Origin of the sequence: Pseudoflavonifractor sp. MCC625 (assembly GCF_018784545.1) — a bacterium.
In the GTDB taxonomy this organism is placed as follows: Bacteria; Bacillota; Clostridia; order Oscillospirales; family Oscillospiraceae; genus Pseudoflavonifractor_A; species Pseudoflavonifractor_A gallinarum.
In genome coordinates, this window is sequence record NZ_WQOJ01000030.1 from 573,111 (window position 1) to 594,203 (window position 21,093).

Consider the following 21,093-nt stretch of genomic DNA (forward strand, 5'->3'; position numbering starts at 1 on the left):
CCCAGAGCGGCGTAGTGAAAAACTTCACGCTGCACAACGTGGATGTGACTGGCAGCGGCCGTGTAGCCGCAGTGGTAGGCGGGGATGCGAATGTAGAGTCCAAGATCACCAATGTCCATGTTACCGGCAGCATACAGATCTCCGGCTACTGGTATGTAGGGGCTATTTTAGGCAACGGCTATACTTCCATCTCGGACTGCTCCGTGGTGGGAGATGGCGCTGAAACCTCCTTTGTTTCCATCACCGGCGGATATGCCGGAGGAATTGTAGGTTTTATGGGTGAAGGAAACTGTGTTACTTCCGGCTGTACGGTCCGGGACCTTACGGTCCAGGGCGCCCATAACGGTATCGGCGGTGTCAGCGGCATCCTCCACTACGGCAACACCATCCAGGACTGCACTGCAGAAAATGTAGTGGTGTGGCAGACCGTCACCCCCGAGGAGGATGGCCGCATCTATGCCGGCGCCTTTGCCGGCACCTTTTTGGACAACGGCGGCAAGACTCCGCCCACCCTGGAGAACTGCGAATTCACCGGCGAAATTTACAGTGGCCCGGACCGGCAGGATATTCTGGAGGCAGAACGCTATGTCGGCAGCCTGTGGTATGGCGCCCACCCCCCTGCCACGGTAAATATTGCGGGCTGCACCATCCATATGCCCGCTGTGGCACAGGTCAACGGTCAGTCCTACTCTGATCTGAGCCGAGCTGCCGAGGCTGCCAAGCCCGGCGATACCATTTCTCTGCTGCGGGACATCACTTCCAGTACTTGGAGTACCATCCGCAATCTCTCCGGCATCACGCTGGAGGGCAATGGCCATGTACTGACCCTCAACACCCAGGCATTCCAATCCAATGGCGGCAACACCTTCCGCAATTTTACATTGGACCTTACCGGCAGTGCGGACGGGTACGGCATCGGCGCAGCTTCCGGCGACGTCTTCCAGAACGTGTCCCTTTTGAGCGGCAAAGATCTCTCGTATGGCATTTTTATCAGCGGTACCGACAACGACCATGAGACCGTCACAGTGGACAACTGTACCTTTGACGGCATGTCCCATGCCATTTATGATGATAAAGAGGGAAAACTGGAGTCCCTCATCGTCACCAACTCCACGTTGAAGGGCGGTGCCTGCCTGATCCTCTGCGCTCCCCAGGGCCAGTTCACTGGCAACACCATGGACGGGACCAAGTTGAGTATCGCAGGCAATGACCAGACCATCACCGGCAACACCCTCCGCAACGGCAGCAGCATTTCCTTCTATCAGGACGGCTCTATTTTTACCGGAAACCATATTCTGTCCGGTAGCTATCTGGAGTTTGTCCAGGACAACGACCAGAACTGGGACCTCCGGGACAATGACTTCGGCGAGGAGATCATCCTCACTACGGAAGTCGAGACGGTCTCTGTGATCCTCCCCACTCTGGAGAAAACGGGCTACACTTTTGCCGGTTGGCGTGAGGGAGAGACTACTTTCCAGGGGGGCGTCCCCTGCTCTCTCACCCAAAGTATGACGCTCACTGCCCAGTGGGAAAAGACCTCCTCTGCTGGGTCCGGCGGGGGCTCCAGCAGCGGGACTTCCGGCTCGGACCATAAGACAGAAACCACGGTCCATCCCGATGGCTCCATCACCACGATCGTGACCCAGCCCAACGGTACCGTCACCGAGACCACGACCGATCCCCAGGGCAACAAGACTCAGACCGTCACCAAGCCGGACGGGTCCAGCCAGACAACGGTATCCAATCAAAACGGTGCTTCCTCTGTGGTCACCACCGATAAAACCGGCCAGGTGGATGCCCAGGTGACCCTGCCCTCTACCGTGGTGGAGGATGCCGCCCAGATGGGGGAAGCCGTTGCGCTTCCCATGCCCGGCGTATCCGCCACCAACGACCGTGAGAATGCCCCCACGGTATCCGTGATTCTGCCATCCGGCACCTCGGCTAAGGTGGAGATCCCCGTCTCCAACGTGACCCCCGGAACGGTAGCCGTCATCATCAAGGAAGATGGGACCGAGGAGATTGTGAAGAACTCCATCCCCACCCAGACCGGTGTGACCATCACTCTGGAAAATGGGGAGACCGTAAAAATCGTGGATAACAGCAAGCGTTTTGAGGATGTAGAGGACAGCTATTGGGGCAGTGCGTACATTGACTTTACTTCTAGCCGGGAGATCTTCTCCGGTACCAGCCAGACTACTTTTACCCCTGAGCAGCCCATGACCCGGGCTATGCTCGTCACTGTGCTGGCCGCCTACGATGGCGCGGATATCTCTGTTTCTTCGGGCAGTTGGTATGAGGCCGGACAGCAGTGGGCTGTGGAGAAGGGTATCTCCGACGGCAGCGATATGGAAGAGATCCTTACCCGAGAGCAGCTGGCTGTGATGCTGTGGAACTATGCGGGCAAGCCTGCATCCAGCGGCGATGTGAGTGCCTATGCCGATGGCAGCGACACCAGTGCCTGGGCGACACAAGCTATGGCTTGGGCTGTGGAGCAGGAGTTGATCTCCGGTATGGGCAACGGAAGCCTGGCACCTCAGGGCAGCGCTACTCGCGTCCAAGTGGCGGCTATCCTCTATCATTTCATCAGCCGCATGGGCTGATTGATTCCATTCAAGCCCCATACGATTTGAAACAGAATTTATGACAAAAAAGAGAGCGAACTGACCAAGCAAAATCAGTTCGCTCTCTTTTTATGAATCATGAAACGAGGTTGCCAAATCGTTGCCACAGAGGGCATCCGGCCTCAGAAAACCAGTGTCTTCCGGTTGTCTGGGTTACTCCCATTCGATGGTCCCGCTGGGCTTCGGCGTCAGATCGTAGAGCACCCGGTTGACCCCCTTGACCTCGGAGGTGATGCGCTGGGTGATCTTCTGCAGCAGAGCAAAGGGCACATCCTCCACGGTGGCGGTCATGGCATCCACGGTATTGACCGCACGCAGGATCACCGGCCAGTCAAAGGTACGCACATTGTCCCGCACGCCCACCGACTTGAAGTCGGGCACCACGGTGAAATACTGCCACACCTTGCCCTGGAGGCCCGCCTGGGCAAACTCCTCCCGCAGGATGGCGTCGCTCTCCCGGACGGCCTCCAGCCTGTCCCGGGTGATGGCGCCCAGGCAGCGCACGCCCAGGCCGGGGCCCGGGAAGGGCTGACGGTATACCATGGAATCGGGCAGACCCAGCGCGGCGCCGCAGGCGCGCACCTCGTCCTTGAAGAGCATCTTCAGAGGCTCCACCAGCTCAAACTTCAGGTCCTCCGGCAGTCCGCCCACATTGTGGTGGCTCTTCACCGCCTTCACGGTCTTGGTGCCCGACTCGATGATGTCGGGATAGATGGTGCCCTGGGCCAGGAAGTCGATACCGTCCAGCTTGCGGGCCTCCTCTTCAAAGACCCGAATGAACTCCCCGCCGATGATCTTCCGCTTTTCCTCGGGGTCGGCCACACCGGCCAGCTTGTCCAGGAAACGGTCCACCGCATCCACATAGATGAGGTTGGCGTCCATCTCATCCCGGAACACCTTGACCACCTGCTCGGGCTCCCCCTTGCGCAGCAGGCCGTGGTTCACGTGGACGCAGGTCAGCTGCTTGCCGATGGCCTTGATGAGCAGCGCCGCCACCACCGAGGAGTCCACGCCGCCGGAGAGGGCCAGCAGGACCTTCTTGTCCCCCACCTGCCGGCGGATGAGCTCCACCTGATCGGCGATGAAGTTCTCCATATTCCAGTTGGCCTGAGCGCCGCAGACCCCAAAGACGAAGTTGGAAAGAGCGGCCTTCCGCTCCTCCGGATCGGCGGGCCAGGGGGCGTCTCCCCCGTGATCGGCCAACAGGACCGGAACAGGGGCATTGTAGATCTCTTTGGAGACGTCGATCTCCACGCCGTCCACCACGCGGTTGGGGCCGCCGTTGAGAATGACGCCCTTCACGTTGGGGAGCGCGGCCAGCTCCTCCGCCGTGATGTCATGGGGATGGATCTCACTGTACACGCCAAGGGCACGGATCTCCCGGGCCAGTCGAGGGTTCTCTTCACTGCCCAGATCCAGAATGACGATCATGTCCTGCTTCATCGCAGTCCCTCCTATGTCAGATTCTGGTCTTATCCTACCATACCGGCGCACGGGCCGCAAGAGATTTGGTCGAATTCCGCCGTTATCCCGCCCGGCGTTCCAGTGCCTGACCCACCCGGCGGCCCACCAGCAGGGCCAGAGCGATCTTGATGGCGTCCGGGAGCACAAAGGGCAGCACGCACAGTCCCAGCGCCGCCGAGAGGCTCATGGGGCCGGAGGTCCGGGTATATACCGCCAGGAACCAGGCCGTCCCAAATGCATAGCAGACCACCAGACCCAGCACCATGGACAGCGCCAGGACCCATCCGCGGCGGCCCAGGAGCCGCTCCATCCCCCACACGGTCAGGGCAGAGCCCAGAAAGCCCAGGATATAGCCGCCGGTGGCCCCCAGAAGAACGCCGATCCCACCTTTGAATCCCGCAAAGACCGGCAGGCCCACCATGCCCATCAGCAGATAGACGGCCACCGCCGCGCTCCCCCGCTTTCCGCCCAGGATGGCCACTGCCGCGAAAATACCGAAGGTCTGCAAGGTAAAGGGAACCGCCGCGGGAATGGAGATCCAGGCGCACAGCGCGATCACCGCCGCCATCAGTGCACACTCGGCCAGCGCCCGGGTCCTGCCCCGGGAAAGAGTCTTTGTATCCATGTCACATCCTCCTATGTTCGGTATGATTCTGCCTGGAACTTTACCATATCCCAGATTGATTGTCAACTTAATTTTATTATCGGTTTACAATCGAATAGGAGCGTTGACAATATCGAGGTGCGATATTATAATATCAATAGACGATATCGACTCTTGATATTCGAGGTGAGACTTATGGCAAAGAAAGCCCTGGAGGCCCTGAGCGAGCCCATGTTCTATGTCCTGATGGCCTTTCAGCCCGGGCCCCGCTGCGGCACGGAGATCGCCTCCTCTGTGGAGAAGCGCACCCAGGGGCGGGTGAGGCTGGGCCCGGGCACCCTCTATACCATTCTGGCCAAATTTGAGGAGGAGGGCCTCATCCGGGAGCAGTCCATCCTGGGCCGGAAGCGCACCTATTCCCTCACCGAGCTGGGGGAACAGCGCTACCAGGAGGAGCTCCGCCGCCTGCGCGCCTGCCTGCGGGACGCGGCCGAGACCGAGCGGGAGCTGAGTGCCGCCCCGGTGCCGACGGGAGGGGAGGGGGCGCAATGGGCCTGAGCTCCTCTCGGCGTCCCCGGCTGGTCCCCCGGCTGAACTACGTAGACCCCTGGGACATCCCCGCCATGGAGAGCTGGCTGGTCCAGATGGCCGCCCAGGGGCTCTACTTCGTCCGCTGTTCCAAGGGTCTGCTCTGGTTCCGGCGGGACACCCCCGGGGCGGTCCGCTACCGGCTGGATGCCATCTCTCCGCTCTCCCCCACCCCAGACCTGGATACCTTTCAGCAGGCCCGGGAGATGGGCTGGCTCTATGTGGGAAAGCTGGGGCAGTTCTCCCTCTACCGCTGTGACGACCCGGACGCTCCGGAGCTCCACACCGACCCTCTCACCCAGAGCATGACCCTGGAGCTGCTGGAACAGTCCATCCGGCGGAATGTGAGCCTGTGTACCCCCCTCTTTCTGCTGGGCATTGGTATGATCCTTGCCGGATTTCTGGGCGGCCGCCCTCCCGTGCTTCAGTTGGTGGAGAGCTCCGCCGCCTTCTCCATGCTGGTCTCCCTTCTTCTGGATCTGATCGTCCTCGCCTGGCTGCTCCTCCAGTGCCGCCGGTTCTGCCGTCTGCGCCGCAGCCTCCGGGAGGGCATCCCCATGGAACACCGGACCGGCCGCTTCCGGGGACAGGTGACCCGGAGCCGGTTCCTGATTCTCTTCGCGCTGCTCTTCGCAGTGCTCTCGGCCGGTATCTCCGTCCGCTCTATCTCCGGGCGGGAGCGCTGGAACATCACGCCGGAGCACCCCTCTCCCCTCTCCTTTCATCTCACCCACATTGAGACCGATCCCGCCTTCACCTACCGCCACCTCTATCTCTCAGACCGGGACATGGAAAATCACGTACAAGCGGCGTGGTCCCTCTTCGCCCCCGCCCAGTATGAGATCGAGGAGGGCGGCGAGGTCCCCGGCCGGAGCTGGCCGGATAACAGCGGGACCTATTCCCCCTCCTTCCGCCTCTCCTACTACCGGCTCACCCTGCCCTTCCTGGCAGAACCCCTCCTCCGGGCGCTGATCCAGGAGGAGTACGACGACTGGTACGCCTATGAGCTGGAGCACGAGCCGGAACGCTACCAGTTCCTCCGGGTGGATCAGCCCGGCCTGGACGAGACCGCCCTGGTTTACGACGCGGTGGAAGATACCTGGGAGATGCTCTTTGCCCGGCGGGGCGCCCAGGTGGTCGTCCTGCGCTACTACGGCCTGGAAGATCTGTCCGCCGCACTGCCCGCCCTGGCCCAGGCCCTCACCTGACAGTCCATGAAAAGACCGCTGCCTCTCTCCCGGAGGTCGCGGTCTTTTTGTGTTTCTCTTCCGGTACATGGGATTCTGCACAGGCGTCTCTCGATTTTGCACGCTAAAGTTCAGTCTTTTTTACCAATCCATTTCAGGCAAACAAAGCACTTTGTACAAATTTCAAGATCAAAAAGAATTACGCTTGTATTTGTGATACAAACGATGTAGAATAATGCCGTAAACTTATAAGGACAGCGTACAACTTATAAGGATTGTGAGGATGTCGGAATGGCTGCAACCAATCTTAGCTCGTATATGGCGGTGAAACGCCGCCTCCTGGATATGTTTCGCAGTGAGACCTTTCCAGGCAACAAACTCCCGCCCGAGGATCAGCTGGCCAAGCGCCTTGGCATCAGTCTGGTCACCCTGCGGGAGGCCCTGATGATGCTCACCCTGGAGGGGTATCTCACCAAGCGGCACGGCGTGGGCAATTTCATCCACCCCAGCGCGCTGGACCCCACGAACCGGGTGGACCAGGGTTTCTCCTTTGCCGACACCTTCCGGCGCAACGGCCGCACCCCCGGGATGAAGATGCTCTTTCTGGGGATCGAGCCGGCCTCCCCCGCGCTGGCGGAGCGGCTCCAGGTCCAGCCGGAGAGCCTGCTCCAGCGCTACGAGACCATCTACACGGCCGATGCGCACCCGGGCGTCTTTACCATCAGCCGCCTCTCCCTGGATCTGGTCAAGCGCCCCTTCCGGCCGGAGGAGCAGAACTGGTACATCCACGAGTGTATCTGGGATCACTGCGGCAAAAAGCTGGCCCACTCCCTCAACGATTACCAGGCCGTGGCCGCGGACGAAAAGGTCGCCGCCCTCTTTGAGCTCCCCAATGGAACTCCCCTTCTCTACTGCGAACAGCTCTTCTATGATGTGCAGGATGTGCCCGTCCTGCTCAACGTCCACTACTTCCATCCCCAGCACTATGGGATGCGCGTGCTCCAGAACTGGAACATCGGCGCACAGTCATAACCCAACCGGATTTTGGAGAGAAAGGATGCATTGACGATGCGAGACATTACCCTTCACATCAACGGCACAGACCACGCCCTTCAAATCGAGGACAACTGGACCCTGCTCTATGTACTGCGGGAGGTTTTGAACCTGACCGGCACCAAGTACGGCTGCGGCACCAACGACTGCGGCGCCTGCAAGGTCCTGGTGGACGGCGTGCCCAAGAACTCCTGCGTGCTGCTGGCCCGCAACCTGGAGGGCGCGGACATTCTCACCATCGAGGGCGTCAGCCACGACGGCCACCTCCACCCTGTCCAGCAGGCCTTTGTGGACGCCGGAGCCATCCAGTGCGGCTACTGCACCCCCGGTATGGTCATGACCTCTCTGGCGCTGCTGGCCAACAACCCGGACCCCAGCGAGGATGAGATCCTCACCGCGCTGGAGGGCAACCTGTGCCGCTGCACCGGATACAAGAAGATCGTGGAGGCCGTTCAGCTCACCGCCCGCCGGATGCGGGAGGACGACGGCGCCCAGCAGGGTTAAATGAGGAGGGAACCAGTATTATGAAGTACATCGGACAGCCCACCCCCACCATTGACGCCGTGGCCAAGGTCACCGGCGAGGCCGTTTACACCGACGACCTGCGCTTCCCCGGTATGCTCTGGGGCAAGGTCCTGACCAGCCCCGTGGCTCACGCCCGCATCCGCTCCATCGACACCAGCAAGGCCGAGGCACTGCCCGGCGTGCGGGCCGTCATCACCTATCAGGACTCCCCCAAGACCTGCTTCAACCGCATCATGCGCTGGGCCAAGGACGGCATCCCCGCCACCGAGCGGGTGCTGGACGACGTGGTCCGCTTTGTGGGCGACGAGGTGGCCGCCGTAGCCGCCGACACCGAGGCCATCGCCCAGAAGGCCATCAAGCTCATCGAGGTGGACTATGAGGAGCTCCCCGCTGTCTTTGATCCCGAGGAGGCCCTGAAGGAGGACGCTCCCCACATCTACCCCGAGGGCAACCTGCTCAAGGCCCAGCGGGCCGAGTGCGGCGACGTGGACGCCGCTCTGGCCGAGGCCGACGTGGTGGTGGAAAACGCCCTCTCCACCCAGATGATCCACCACGGCGCCATTGAACCCCACCAGTGCATCGCCCGCTGGAACCGGGGCGACTATCTGGAGGTGTGGGAGCCCCAGCAGGGCGTCCACCGGGTCCAGATCATGCTGGGCCAGATCTTCGGCCTGCCCTATACCAAGATCGCCATTCACGGCGGACTCATCGGCGGCACCTTTGGCGGAAAGGACGGCGTCCTGCTGGAGCCCATCGCCCTGCTGCTCTCCAAGAAGGCCGGCGGCAAGGTGGTCAAGATCCGCTACAACCGCACCGAGTCCATGGTCTCCACCTACACCCGCCATGCCATCAAGCTCTACGGTAAGATGGCCGTGCAGAAGGACGGCACCATGACCGGCTTTGAGATCCGCTCCTTCATGAATTCCGGCCCCTACTGCGGCGGCAGCATCAACGTCCAGGCCGCCATGTGCGGAAAGATGTTCAAGGTCTACCAGGCCCCCAACCAGCGCTTTGACGGCAAGGCGGCCTATACCAATACCCCTGTGGGCGGGGCCATGCGCGGCTTCGGCTCCCCCAAGGTCTTCACCACGCTGGAGCTTCTGGTCAACAAGGCGGCCAAGGCAGTCCATATGGACCCCGTGGATTTCCGCGAGCGCAACCTGGTCCGCCCCTACGGTCTGGACCGGGGTGCCAACGACACCCTGGGTAACGCCCGGGTCCACGACTGTCTGGTCAAGGGCGCAGAGCTCTTCCGCTGGAAGGAGAAGCTGGCCGGCAAGGCCGCCAAGGAGACCGACCGCTATGTCTACGGCTACGGCGTGGCCACCGCCCTGCACGGCAATGGCGTGGCTCCCTTTGCCCCCGACATCACCGTGGCTGAACTGATGGTCCATGAGGACGGCTCCGTCCTGCTGCGCACCGGCCTCACCGACCACGGGGCGGGCACCTATACTCTGATGAAGCAGATCGTGGCCGAGACCCTGGACATTCCCTTCGATCAGATCGAACTGACCCACTCGGATACCCACACCTGCCCCTATGACATGGGTTCGGGCGCCAGCCGGAACACCTGGTCGGGCGGCGCCGCGGTGGAGACGGTCTCCCGCCAGATGGAGCAGACCCTCCGCGCTGTGGCCGCCGACGCCCTGGGCTGCCCGGTGGAGCAGGTCCAGCACAGCGACGGCGCCTACTGGACCGAGGGCAGCGACACCCGTCTGACCCGAGCGGACCTGGCCTGCTATGCCTATGACCACCAGAAGCGCAAGCTGCTGGAGACGGTCTCCTACTGCTCCGACCACAACGCCGGCTCCTACGGCGCCCATTTTGCCGAGGTGCGGGTGGATAAGCAGACCGGCGAGGTCAAGGTCACCGACTATCTGGCCGTGTGCGATGTGGGCACTGCCCTCAATCCCATGCTGCTGGAGGGCCAGATCGAGGGTGCCGTCCTAATGGGCATGGGCATGGCCCTCTTTGAAGGCCTCCAGCTGGACGAGAAGGGACGCCCCATCAACGCCAATCTGAAGAAATACCGTCTGCCCCGCTCCACCGACCTGCCCCCCATCTCCATCCACTTCGTGGAGGAGTTCGAGCAGGGCGGCCCCTACGGCGGCAAGAGCATCGGCGAAGCCTCCATCGTCCCGGTGGTCCCCGCCATCGTGGGCGCGGTCAACGACGCCCTGGACGCCGATCTCCATGTGCTGCCCCTGACCCCCGACCGGGTCAAGGCCGCCATGGAAGGCCGCAGCTGATCCCCCACGACTTTGGAGGGCAGAGCCTCCGCCCCTGTGCGGTAAGGCCGTCTTCCGCATCCATTTCCCTCTTGACGGCCCGTCAAAAACATCCTACCATAAAAGGCAGAAAAGAAGGATTTTATCTCGTTGTTTTCTCTGTCAGAATGCCGTCAGGCAGTTTCCCGGTATAGACCGATCAACGAAAGGAGCGCATCTCTCATGGTAAAAATTCTTGGTATCTGTGGTAGCCCCCGCAAAAAATCTGCCTACACCGCCCTGAAGGCCGCTCTCGAGGCCGCCGAGGCCACCGGCGACGTGGAAGTCGAGCTGGTGGAGCTCCGTGGCCGCAAGCTCAATTTCTGCATCCACTGCAACCAGTGCACCAAGCAGGGGGTCACCTACTGCCCCGTCTATAAGGACGACGGCATGACCGAGCTCTATGAAAAGTTCTATAACGCAGACGGGTACATCATCGCCACGCCTGTGTATGAGATGAATATCACCGCCCAGCTGGCCACCTTCTTCAACCGCTTCCGTCCCACCTGGACCATTCTGAAGGACAACCCCGACTTCTTCGCCCGCAAGGTGGGCGGCGCCATCGCCGTGGGCGGCACCCGCAACGGCGGCCAGGAAATGGCCATCAACGGGATCCTGGGCTTCTATCACACCCAGGGCATCACGGTCTGCAACGGCGGCGTCTGCGTCTATGCCGGCGCCAGTCTGTGGAATCCCGGCGACGGCTCGGGCACCATGGACGATCCCGAGGGTCTGGAGAAGGCCCAGGGCATCGGCCGCAAGGTGGCCATGCTCACCAAGCTCCTGGCCCCCGCCAAGGAGTAATACAAGGATGAATTGCCCGGCCTGCTTGTGCAGGCCGGGTTTTCTTTTGCCGGCGGGAGGGCGTACGGGACTTGCCGCCCGGTGCTCCTCCCATTATAATAGGGTCTGCCGGAGCACTGCGCTTCGGCCCATGTAAGGATGTTCTGTCCGAGCGACAGAGGAAAGGAGCTTTTTATGGCTGACATCATCGACATCACTTCCTTCCGCTCCCCCGCCGCGCCGGAAGAGGAGCGCAGACAGGCCCTTCTCGCCCAGCTGGCCCAGGTAAAGGAGGAAATTGCCCGGCTGGATCTGGAAGAGCCGGAGGATATGGAGAGCGAGGCCTATGAGGTCTGGGGCGACCGCCGGGAAGAGCTGGAGGACCAGGCCGACGATCTGATGGACCAGCTGGATGAGCTGGACTCCTGATCCTGTCTCTCATCATATATTGACGTTCTTCTATCTGTGTGGTATAATCCGTTCATAACATATCGATATTTTTCTATTTATTCAGGTAAGAGGAGGGCCGTGTATGACCCACGAAGAATTGGCCAAAGTATGCAAAGCGCTGGCTGACCCCAAGCGGCTGCAAATTCTCTCCATGCTCTCCCAGCAGCCCCTGTGCGCCTGCAAGATTCTGGAGGCCTTCTCCATCACACAGCCCACGCTCTCCCACGATATGAAGCTCCTGTGCGGCGCAGGCCTTGCCATCCCGGAGAAGCGGGGCCGCTGGACCCACTACACCTTGAACCGCGACACCCTCCACAGCGTCCGCCAGGCCATCGACGGCCTGATGGACGCCCTGGAGTCGGCCGCATGTCCCGCCGGACCGGAGGCCCCTGCCCCAGGCACCACTTTGAAAGGAGATCCCGCCATGCAGACAGAACACAGCACCAAGCTCTATGTCCTCACCGGCTTCCTCGGCGCCGGAAAAACCACCCTGCTCCTCCGCCTCCTGGATGCGCTCCAGGGCCGCCGCATCGGCGTCATTCAGAACGAATTCGGCAAGCTGGGAATCGACGGCACCATCCTCCGCAATGACAACATCCAGATGGTAGAGGTCAACCGCGGCTCCATCTTCTGCTCCTGCCTCAAGCTCCAGTTTGTCCAGGCCTTGGCCGAGATGGCCGCGCAGAACCTGGAGTACCTCTTTGTGGAGAGCTCCGGTCTGGGCGATCCCTCCAATGTGGAGGAGATTTTGCAGGCGGCCCAGGTGGCGGCCGGCGCCTCCTACGAGTTCCGGGGCGTGATCTGTCTGGTGGACGCCGTAAACTTCCTGGAGCAGCGCGGCGACCTGGAGACCGTCAACCGGCAGCTCAAGCACTGCCACCTGGCGGTCATCACCAAGACCGACCTGGTCTCCCCCGCTCAGCTGGAGGAAGTGGTCCGGGCCATCCGGGAGATCAACCCGGTCTGTCCCATCGAGCAGAGCCAGATGGGCTCCCTCTCGCCCCAGTTCCTTCAGGACGACCTGCTCCTCTATCAGTGGGCAGAGGGCGAAGAGACCACCAACTCCGCGGAGACCAAGCCCAAGACCCTCTTCATGGATTTCTCCGGGACCGTGACCCGGGAGCAGCTCACCGCCTTCCTCCGGGAGATCCAGTCCGATCTCTACCGCTGCAAGGGCTTCTTCCACCTGGCGGACGAGGGCTGGAACCAGGTGGATCTGGTGGGCTCCCGCATCGACTGGAAGCCCTGTGAGGAAAAGGAGCTCTCCCAACTGGTCTTTATTTCCCGGATCGGTCCGGCCGTCATCAAACATATCTTCTCTGCCTGGGAGACCTGTGTCGGGCAGGAGATGAAACTGCGCAACTGATCAGGAGGTCATGGATATGGATATCAAGGTAATCGGTGCCGGATGCGACAAGTGCGGCAAGCTCTACACCAACACGCTGGAGGCCCTGTCCGAGCTGGGCGTGGAGGTCCCGGTGGAAAAGGTGGAGGGATTGATGGAGATCGTGTCCCTGGGTGTGATGTCCTCCCCTTCCCTGATGGTGGACGGCAAGCTCCTCATCGCCGGACGTATCGCCAGCAAGGGCGAGATCGTGGATCTGCTGCGCCCGTATCTGTCGTAAGCCCCCTTTCGCAAATCATTTTATTTCCAACTTTCAAGGCTTTTCGGTTTATACCGGAAAGCCTTCTTTTTATTTCACCAATTAACCTGCTAAATTGACCTGTATCAATGCATCTGTTCCTAAAAATGGTATAATAAAAGCAAAAACAATTGGGAGGGATGCACATGGATATGAAGGGCTATGTGGCCGATATTCTGCACGTTCCCGCCAGCATTTTAACCGATGATTTGCTCAATGAGATCGAGATCCACGCACTGCCCAAAGGCTCCTTTCTCATCCGTCAGGGAGAGCCTCAAGTCTATGTCTCATTTCTGATCGACGGTATCATCCGCGGATTTTTTCTGGACGCCAACGGCCAGGAGGTCACCGACTGTTTTGCTTTCCGTACCGGGGCGCCTGCCATGCCCGGGCCCGATATTACGGTCCCGTCCCCCATCAGCATCGAGGCCCTGACCGATTCGACGATTTTGACCATTCCGCTCTCCATTGTGTCCTATCACCTGGAGACCAGTATGGAGCTGCTGAAATATGCCTACAACCTGCTGATGGAGTCCACAAAAATGCACTGGGAACTGAAAATCGCCATGTATCAGTACACCGCCCGGGAGCGGTATCAGTGGTTCCTGCAGACCTACCCGGGCCTGATCCAAAAGGTCAGCAACAAGTACATTGCCTCGTTTCTGGGCATGAATCCATCCACACTGAGCCGCCAGCGGACCGCGCTGCGTGAAAAACTGGTGTCCGACTCATATCCGGAGCGTTGATCCCTGTGCGGCCCCCGCCGCGGCTCAGTCCCCACGGCCGGCATATTTCATCGCCGTGGGAATCCGGATATGCTGCCCTGACCAGATGCAAGGAGCTGATTGCATGGTATGATCGCGTCCCCTTCGCATGTCCCATTCTAAACCAGTAAGAGGAGTTGGAGAGATGAAACCACAAAAGACAGATCTCCGAAAGGGACTGGCCTCCCTTCTGACCACAGCCATGCTGGCGGGTATCCTGCCCACCGGCGCCCTGGCGGCGGAAGCGGTCTCCTTTTCGGACATTCAGGGCCACTGGGGCCAGCAGGCCATTACCGATGTGGTCAATGCCGGACTGTTCAGCGGTATCGACGCGGACACTTTTGATCCCGACGGGAGTATGACCCGTGGCATGTTCGTGTCCGTGCTCTACCGTCTCTCGGAAAAGCTGGACGGTCCCGCGCCCACCGGCGCCGATGCCTCCTTCCAGGATGTGAGCGCTGACGCCTGGTATGCCCAGGCTGTCTCCTGGGCCGTCAAGTCCGGCGTCACCGCCGGATACAGCGACACCCGTTTCGCCCCCGATGAGCTGGTCACCCGGGAGCAGATGTGTGCCTTCCTGATTCGTTTCCTGAACTACATGGGCTATGACCTCAGCGGCTATCAGGCCTCCGGCAAGTTCGATGACGACGCCGCCATCAGCGCCTGGGCCAAGGATGCGGTCTATCTATCCCAGGCCCTCGGTCTGGTCAAGGGCGTGGGCGGCAATGTCTTTAATCCCAGCGCCACCGCCACCCGTGCCTCCGTGGCCGTCATCATGGACGAGCTGATGGACAAGACCGACGAGCTGGTCCAGCCTGCCAAGCCCACACCCACCACCAAGCCCTCCGGCGGCGGCGGTGGAGGCGGCGGCGGAAGCACCACCACTGCCCTGTCCGGCATCTACATCCTGCGCAATGAGGTGGATGTCACCGGCGCTGCCCTGCACTCCGGTGATGAGCTCTACACCTATGTCTCCCCCAAGGATTCGGTCTATTCCATCCGCTGGCTGGTGGGTGGTGTAGAGAAGTCCTCCGAGAATGTCTACACCGTGTCCTCCCTGGATGTGGGCCAGACCATTACCGCTGAGGCCACCGGCACCGGCAGCTACTCCGGCACCGTGACGAGCGCCGCCACCGGCAAGGTGGTCGCGCAGGTGGATCCGGGCGAGACCGATCCCGACAAGTCCCCTGTTGTCGTGGATGAGGGCGCCAAATTCGTCAACGAAAGCGGCGAAACGATCGAAATCCCCGCGGATGCTGTCCTCTCTCTGGATGTCACCCAGTCGGACGAAGAAGTCCCGGAAGAAGAGTCCGTCAAGATCCAGACTGCCATCACCAATGTCTACCCCGAGGCTGAGGTGACCCCCGAGCTGGTGACCCTGGATGTGGATCTCTCCATGACCACGGAGGACGGCGCTGAGCAGAAGGTCCACCCCGTGGGCGAGACCACCGTCACCCTGTCCCGGGAGGCCCTGGGCCTGGCATCTGACGCCGACCTGAGCCTCTACACCTTCTTCGCCAGCCACACCAATAAGGATGGCACAGAAGAGGCCGTACCGGGCGAAGTCGTCACCATCGAAGGTGTGGAGTATATCCGCTTTACCCTCAATGGCCTGAGCCGGATCTACATCGGCAACGTGCCTCCCCTCACCGTCACCTTTGACACTGACGGCGGCACTGAGATTCCCTCGCAGAAGGTCAAGCTGGGCGGCTATGTGAAGGATGTCCTGCCTCCCGTCAAGGACGGCTGGCTTTTCGCCGGCTGGGACCATGACCTGGCCAAGGAGAACATCATCAAGGACATCAAGGTCACTGCCATCTGGGTCAAGGGCGAGCTGGCCGCCAATGAGCAGCTCTCCGGCACGTGGAGCACCGGCGTGAAGCCCGAGGAGATCGAGGAGCCCACGGTGGCCAACGGCACCGTGACCATCTATGTGGATCCCACTGTGACCTATGCAGCCAATCTCAGCTACACCCTCGCCGTTTCCCCGGTGGAGGGCGCGGTCAAGGCCGCTGTGGCTCCCACCGCTGAGGCTGCCATGGCTTCCACCGAGTACAAGGAAGTCTCTGACGCCTTCCCCGGCATCGTGGCCGAGGTGTCCGATGCTGAGGGCAAGCCCCTGACCTCCAACGAGGTCCTCTACATCAAGTGGGCCGACGCCGATGGCAAGGTCCTGGGTCTCCAGTCCGCCCGCCTGGTGGTGCGCACTGCCCAGGATGTCCCCGGTGACTACGACACCCAGACCCGCCTGGAGACCAAGGACGTCAACCGCGGTCTGGGTACCGTGGAGTACTACCTCACCGGCGGTAAGGCCGGCGAGACCGTTCTGCCCGACTTTGTGGGCACGGTCAACGGCTATCTGAACAGCAACTGGGTCGACGGCGTCGAGACCTACGAACTGCACACCTACGGCAGCTTCTATGACATCTTCCAGGTTTCCGGCAGCAATGTCACCGAAAAGGACTATACCGGCCTCAAGATCGTAGTCACTCCCTTTGCGGGTGAGACCTTCTCCGGCGTGCCCGAGGTATCTGCGGAGATTTATGACAACCAGACCGACGAATATGAGACATATCCTGTGTCGGCTGCTCTGGAGGATGGCAAGGTAGTTCTCACCGCGGCGAAGCCCGCTTCCGAGGATATCGCCACGGTGGACATCACCCTCACCCTCAACGGGGTAAGCCAGATGCTCAGCGTGGACTTTGGCGGCACCTCCTATACCCGTAAGCACTACAACACCGCCGTGTGGAGCGAGGCATTGGAGATCCTCCGCGGCAACGAGTACACTGCGGTCACCTATACCGGAACGGAGGATGTGGTTCTTACTGAGGACCTTACCCTGCGTCCGGGTCAGTATCTGGATCTCTCCAGTGCTTCCCTGACCGTCTCGGCCCGTCTCACCCTGGAGGGCGACGCCAATCAGGCCGCCAACCTGTCGGTGGACAACGGCTCCCTCATCGTGGCCAAGGGCGGCGTCCTGTCCACCAACAGCCAGAGCGAGCAGCAGAACCGTTATTACAATACCAATGTCAATGCGGAGGATGGCATCACCGTTCGCTCCGGCGGCAAGGTGGAGGTACCTCAGTATGGCTATCTCCGCCTCCACAGCGAAAAGGGCGGTATGCATCTGGACGAGGGCGGCTCCATTTCCAGCGCATGCATGCTCTACCTGGACCGCAACCCGGAGAGCCAGGTTCCCAACGTCTTTGCCGGTACGGTCACCATTTCCGACACAACGAGCCACCAGGCCAGAGTGGAAGTCAACGACGGTCTGACGCTGGAGCCCACCGCTCAGGTCTTCGTAGAGGGTACCTATGCCCGCTTCGATGTCTACGGCGGCATGACTACCCAGCAGGGCGCCGTGGTGGAGAGCAGCGGCCGGGTCAACATCAACGGCCGGAGCGAGAACTACGGCAGCTTCAACGTCAACGGAGGCAGCTTCTCCTATCAGAACACCGGGTATTCGACCTACAACATGGGTACCATCACGGTGGCCTCCAGCGCCCGGCTGGTCGCCTCGGGTACTGTTCTGGTGAACTCCGGCTCCATCACCGGCGGCGGTGTGCTCCAGTGCGGCGAGTTCAATGACGTTTCCAGCTACGATAACGGCATCGAGTATGTGGAGACCGGCTTGGATTGGAACGAGCGGACTCCGGCCAACTACGACCGCTATCAGTTCGTCCGCGATCCTTCCGCCACGGTGGATGTGATCTACTTCATTGGTGAGCTGTCCAATCTCAACGACGGCAGCTGCGACCTGACGATCACCAAGTAAATTCCCACAGCATAACAAAGGGAGGACTGCTTTTCAGCAGTCCTCCCTTATATTTTAAAAATAGTTGCCAAATCGTTGCCGCAGAGAGCACCAAGCCTTCCAAAAGCGGTGTTTTCAGGCTTTTCAGGACGCCCGGGTTACTCCCATTCGATGGTGGCCGGGGGCTTACTCGTGATGTCGTAGCAGATGCGGTTGATGCCGGGCACCTCGTTGACGATACGCACGCTGATCTTGTCCAGCACCTCATAGGGGATGCGGGCCCAGTCGGCGGTCATGAAGTCGGAAGTGGTCACGGCGCGCAGAGCCAGAGTATAGTCGTAGGTGCGTCCGTCGCCCATAACGCCCACGCTGCGGGTATTGGTGAGCACGGCGAAATACTGGTTGATGGAGGTATCCAGTCCCGCGTTTGCGATCTCCTCCCGGTAGATGGCGTCGGCATCCCGCAGGGTGTCCAGCTTCTCCTTGGTCAGGTCGCCGATGACCCGGATGGCCAGGCCAGGTCCGGGGAAGGGCTGACGCATGACCAGATACTCGGGCAGACCCAGCTCCCGGCCCAGCTGACGGACCTCATCCTTGAAGAGCAGGCGCAGAGGCTCGATGATCTCCTTGAAGTCCACATAGTCGGGCAGACCGCCCACATTGTGGTGGCTCTTGATGACAGCCGCATCACCCGCGCCCGACTCGATGACGTCGGGATAGATGGTGCCCTGGGCCAGGAAATCCACGGTTCCGATCTTCTTGGCCTCTTCCTCAAAGACGCGGATGAACTCCTCACCGATGATCTTGCGCTTGCGCTCGGGCTCATCCACACCGGCCAGCTTCTCCAGGAAGCGAGCCTCGGCATCCACCCGCACGAAGTTCATGGCCCACTTGGAGAAAGCGGCCTCCACCTCGTCGCCCTCGTTCTTGCGCATCAGGCCGTGGTCCACGAACACACAGGTGAGCTGCTCCCCAACGGCCTCGGCCAGCAGGGCCGCGCACACGGAGGAGTCCACGCCGCCGGAGAGGGCCAGCAGGACCTTGCCGCTGCCCACCTTCTCCCGGATCTGGGTGATGGCGGTGCGCTTATAGTCGTCCATGGTCCAGTCGCCCACCGCACCGCACACCTCATAGAGGAAGTTGCGGATCATCTTCACACCGTTCTCGGAGTGGTTGACCTCGGGGTGGTACTGCACGCCGTAGAAGCCCCGCTTCTCGTCCGCGATGGCCACGTTGGGGCAGTTGTCGGAATGGGCCACCAGAGCAAAGCCCTCGGGCACCTTTTCCATATAGTCCCCGTGGCTCATCCAGGAGATGCCCCGCTCGGGGAGGCCCTGGAAGAGCTTGCAGGACGTGTCATAGTAGGTCTCCGTCTTGCCGTACTCGCGGGCCGAGTCGTCCTGAGCGGCGGTCACCCGTCCACCCAGAGTATGGGCCATGAGCTGGCAGCCGTAGCAGATGCCCAGCACGGGCACCCCCATCTCAAAGATGGCAGGGTCCACATGGGGCGCCTTCTCCTCATAGACCGAGTTGGGGCCGCCGGTAAAGATGAATCCGATGGGCTGCTGGGCCTTGAGCTCTTCCAGCGGCGTGGTGTAGGGCTTTACCTCGCAGTACACGCCGCACTCACGGACACGGCGGGCAATGAGCTGATTGTACTGGCCGCCGAAATCCAGTACGATGACAAGCTGATGGGACATACGCACTTCCCTTTCTGGATATAAGTTTTGAAGCATTTACGTTTTATTTTACCTCATATCCGCCGTCCTGACAAGTTCTTCGGCTTGTCTTTCTCCTCGGCAGGCCCATTTTTGTGTGCTTGTGCAAAGCGCACAGGGATATAAAGTACACCACTCGGTCATACTGATAGGGATTTCAGGAGAGGAGGATGCGCTTTGGTCATTACCTTTCTGCGTACCATTATCCTATATCTGCTCATCATCATCGGCATCCGCCTGATGGGAAAGCGCCAAGTGGGCGAGCTGGAACCCTCGGAGCTGGTCCTGGCGCTCATCATTGCCGACCTGGCGGCCGTCCCCATGCAGGATCTGGGCATCCCGCTCCTGGCGGGGATCGTGCCCATCCTGACCCTGCTCTCCCTCACCATGGTGATCTCCATGCTCAATCTGCGCAGCATCCGGTTCCGGGCCCTGCTCTGCGGACGTCCCAGCATCGTGGTGGAGGACGGCGTGATCGTGGAGCACGAACTGCGCCGCAACCGCTTTACCCTAGATGAGCTGATGGAAGAGCTGCGGCTCCAGGGGGTCACCGACCTCAGCACCATCCGCTATGCCATTCTGGAGACCAACGGCCAGCTCTCGGTCCTCCTGCGGGCCGAGGAGCTCCCCCTCACGCCCAGGCAGATGGGGCAGCAGCCGGAGGACGCCGGACTCCCCCTCCCCATCATCAACGACGGGCGGATCATGGAGCGCAATCTGCAGGCCCGTGGCCTGAGTAGGGAGTGGCTCACACACCAGATGGCCCAGCACAACATCACCCGGGTGCAGGACGTCTTCCTCCTCTCGGTGGACGAGGCGGGCGGGGTCTATTTCCTGGCAAAGGAGGCGCGCAGTTCTTGAAACGGCTTTGGATCGCAGCGGCCCTGCTCTCGCTGACCCTGGGTGCCTCTCTGTGGCACTCCCACCACCTGGAGACCTTCACCACCGCACTGGCCGACCAGCTGGCCCAGGCCGAAACGCTCGCCCTCTCCGGGGAGAACCGCCGGGCCGAGGACCTGATCCGGCAGGCCAGAGAGCAGTGGCTGGCCCAGAATACCTACCTCCACGTGACCCTCCGGCACGGGGACACTGATCAGATCCAGATCGGCTTTGACGAGGCCCTTCAGCTTCTGCGCACCGGGGAGCTGGGCGAATACGCCGCCGCCAGCGCCCATCTCATGGCTGACCTGAAGCTCCTCACCGAGGCCGAGCAGCTCACGCTGGAAAATCTCTTTTAAAGGCAAACGGGCGCCCTCCGACCGGGTATCAGTCGGAGGGCGCCCTTGTTTTTCTTATTACAGGTTGGCGTCCAGCACGGCAGTATAGGCCTGGGCGGGCATGAGGCCCACCTTCCGGTCGATCTCCTTGCCGTTCTTGAAGAAGATGACACAGGGAATGCTCATGATCCCCAGCTGCATGGCCAGCTGCTGGTTTTCGTCGGTATTCAGCTTTCCGATGATCGCCTTCCCGTCGTACTGCTCAGCCAGCTTCTCAATGGTGGGGCCCAGCATCCGGCAGGGGCCGCACCAGGGCGCCCACATATCTACCATGACCAGCTCTCCAGAGCTGACCGCCTTTTCCAGTCCCTGCTGATTGAAATGATAGAGTGCCATATCTCTTACTTCCTTTCTTCCTGTGGATGAATCGTTCTATCGTTCTATTGTTTCAAATA

General features: G+C 60.9%; 18 protein-coding genes. 14 read left to right on the forward strand and 4 right to left on the reverse strand.

The genetic code is table 11. The annotated features are described in order from the left end of the window. Positions 1-14 precede the first annotated feature (14 nt). Complete coding sequence (locus GPK94_RS16425) at positions 15-2,600, forward strand: S-layer homology domain-containing protein (RefSeq protein ID WP_215655708.1); 2,586 nt, start codon at positions 15-17, stop codon at positions 2,598-2,600. 174 nt (positions 2,601-2,774) lie between these two features. Here the strand turns inward: GPK94_RS16425 and guaA (GPK94_RS10210) are convergent, their stop codons facing one another. Then, complete coding sequence (gene guaA, locus GPK94_RS10210; protein ID WP_101693027.1) at positions 2,775-4,064, reverse strand: glutamine-hydrolyzing GMP synthase; 1,290 nt, start codon at positions 4,062-4,064, stop codon at positions 2,775-2,777. Positions 4,065-4,146: 82 nt separating this feature from the next. Then, a complete protein-coding gene (locus tag GPK94_RS10215; RefSeq protein WP_101693026.1) occupies positions 4,147-4,710 on the reverse strand; it encodes a biotin transporter BioY in 564 nt (187 codons plus the stop codon). A 174-nt stretch (positions 4,711-4,884) separates the two neighbouring features. Between GPK94_RS10215 and GPK94_RS10220 the strand changes: the two genes are divergently transcribed. The 11 genes from GPK94_RS10220 (at position 4,885) to GPK94_RS10275 (ending at position 17,724) form a co-directional block, all read left to right on the forward strand. Continuing rightward, on the forward strand, positions 4,885-5,247 hold the full coding sequence (locus GPK94_RS10220; RefSeq protein ID WP_215655709.1) for a helix-turn-helix transcriptional regulator: 363 nt from the start codon (positions 4,885-4,887) through the stop codon (positions 5,245-5,247). After that, a complete protein-coding gene (locus GPK94_RS10225; protein WP_215655710.1) occupies positions 5,238-6,485 on the forward strand; it encodes a DUF2812 domain-containing protein in 1,248 nt (415 codons plus the stop codon). Before GPK94_RS10220 ends, GPK94_RS10225 begins: the two co-directional genes overlap by 10 nt. Positions 6,486-6,755: 270 nt before the next feature. Then, positions 6,756-7,496, forward strand: a complete 741-nt coding sequence (locus GPK94_RS10230) for a GntR family transcriptional regulator (protein ID WP_215655711.1) — start codon at positions 6,756-6,758, stop codon at positions 7,494-7,496. 36 nt (positions 7,497-7,532) lie between these two features. Continuing rightward, positions 7,533-8,021, forward strand: a complete 489-nt coding sequence (locus GPK94_RS10235; RefSeq protein WP_101693022.1) for a (2Fe-2S)-binding protein — start codon at positions 7,533-7,535, stop codon at positions 8,019-8,021. 20 nt (positions 8,022-8,041) lie between these two features. Then, entirely contained in the window at positions 8,042-10,291 is a 2,250-nt protein-coding gene (locus GPK94_RS10240) for a molybdopterin cofactor-binding domain-containing protein (protein WP_215655712.1), read from the forward strand. Positions 10,292-10,492: 201 nt separating this feature from the next. Beyond that, positions 10,493-11,113: a flavodoxin family protein gene (locus tag GPK94_RS10245; protein ID WP_101693020.1), complete on the forward strand. Its 621-nt coding sequence runs from the start codon at positions 10,493-10,495 to the stop codon at positions 11,111-11,113. A 174-nt stretch (positions 11,114-11,287) separates the two neighbouring features. Next, complete coding sequence (locus GPK94_RS10250; RefSeq protein WP_215655713.1) at positions 11,288-11,521, forward strand: hypothetical protein; 234 nt, start codon at positions 11,288-11,290, stop codon at positions 11,519-11,521. Between the two features lie 103 nt (positions 11,522-11,624). Then, positions 11,625-12,908, forward strand: coding sequence for a metalloregulator ArsR/SmtB family transcription factor (locus GPK94_RS10260; RefSeq protein ID WP_346728014.1), 1,284 nt, complete (start codon positions 11,625-11,627; stop codon positions 12,906-12,908). Positions 12,909-12,924: 16 nt separating this feature from the next. Further along, positions 12,925-13,167 carry a thioredoxin family protein gene (locus GPK94_RS10265; RefSeq protein WP_193536605.1) on the forward strand — a complete coding sequence of 81 codons (243 nt, stop codon included), beginning with the start codon at positions 12,925-12,927 and terminating at the stop codon, positions 13,165-13,167. A 164-nt stretch (positions 13,168-13,331) separates the two neighbouring features. Further along, positions 13,332-13,931 (forward strand): Crp/Fnr family transcriptional regulator, encoded by a 600-nt coding sequence (locus GPK94_RS10270; RefSeq protein WP_101693017.1) that lies wholly within the window; start codon positions 13,332-13,334, stop codon positions 13,929-13,931. Positions 13,932-14,094: 163 nt separating this feature from the next. Further along, the gene (locus GPK94_RS10275) at positions 14,095-17,724 is read left to right on the forward strand and encodes an S-layer homology domain-containing protein (RefSeq protein ID WP_215655714.1); all 3,630 of its coding nucleotides are present in this window, start codon (positions 14,095-14,097) and stop codon (positions 17,722-17,724) included. A 137-nt stretch (positions 17,725-17,861) separates the two neighbouring features. Here the strand turns inward: GPK94_RS10275 and guaA (GPK94_RS10280) are convergent, their stop codons facing one another. Next, a complete protein-coding gene (gene guaA, locus GPK94_RS10280) occupies positions 17,862-19,403 on the reverse strand; it encodes a glutamine-hydrolyzing GMP synthase (protein ID WP_101693015.1) in 1,542 nt (513 codons plus the stop codon). A gap of 195 nt (positions 19,404-19,598) precedes the next feature. Here guaA (GPK94_RS10280) and GPK94_RS10285 point away from each other — a divergent pair, with 195 nt between their 5' ends. Beyond that, a complete protein-coding gene (locus GPK94_RS10285; RefSeq protein WP_215655715.1) occupies positions 19,599-20,282 on the forward strand; it encodes a DUF421 domain-containing protein in 684 nt (227 codons plus the stop codon). Continuing rightward, a complete protein-coding gene (locus tag GPK94_RS10290) occupies positions 20,279-20,659 on the forward strand; it encodes a DUF4363 family protein (RefSeq protein ID WP_215655716.1) in 381 nt (126 codons plus the stop codon). Before GPK94_RS10285 ends, GPK94_RS10290 begins: the two co-directional genes overlap by 4 nt. Positions 20,660-20,716: 57 nt before the next feature. Here GPK94_RS10290 and trxA read toward each other — a convergent pair whose 3' ends face one another. Next, positions 20,717-21,034, reverse strand: coding sequence for a thioredoxin (trxA, locus tag GPK94_RS10295; RefSeq protein WP_101693012.1), 318 nt, complete (start codon positions 21,032-21,034; stop codon positions 20,717-20,719). Between the last annotated feature and the right edge of the window lie 59 nt (positions 21,035-21,093).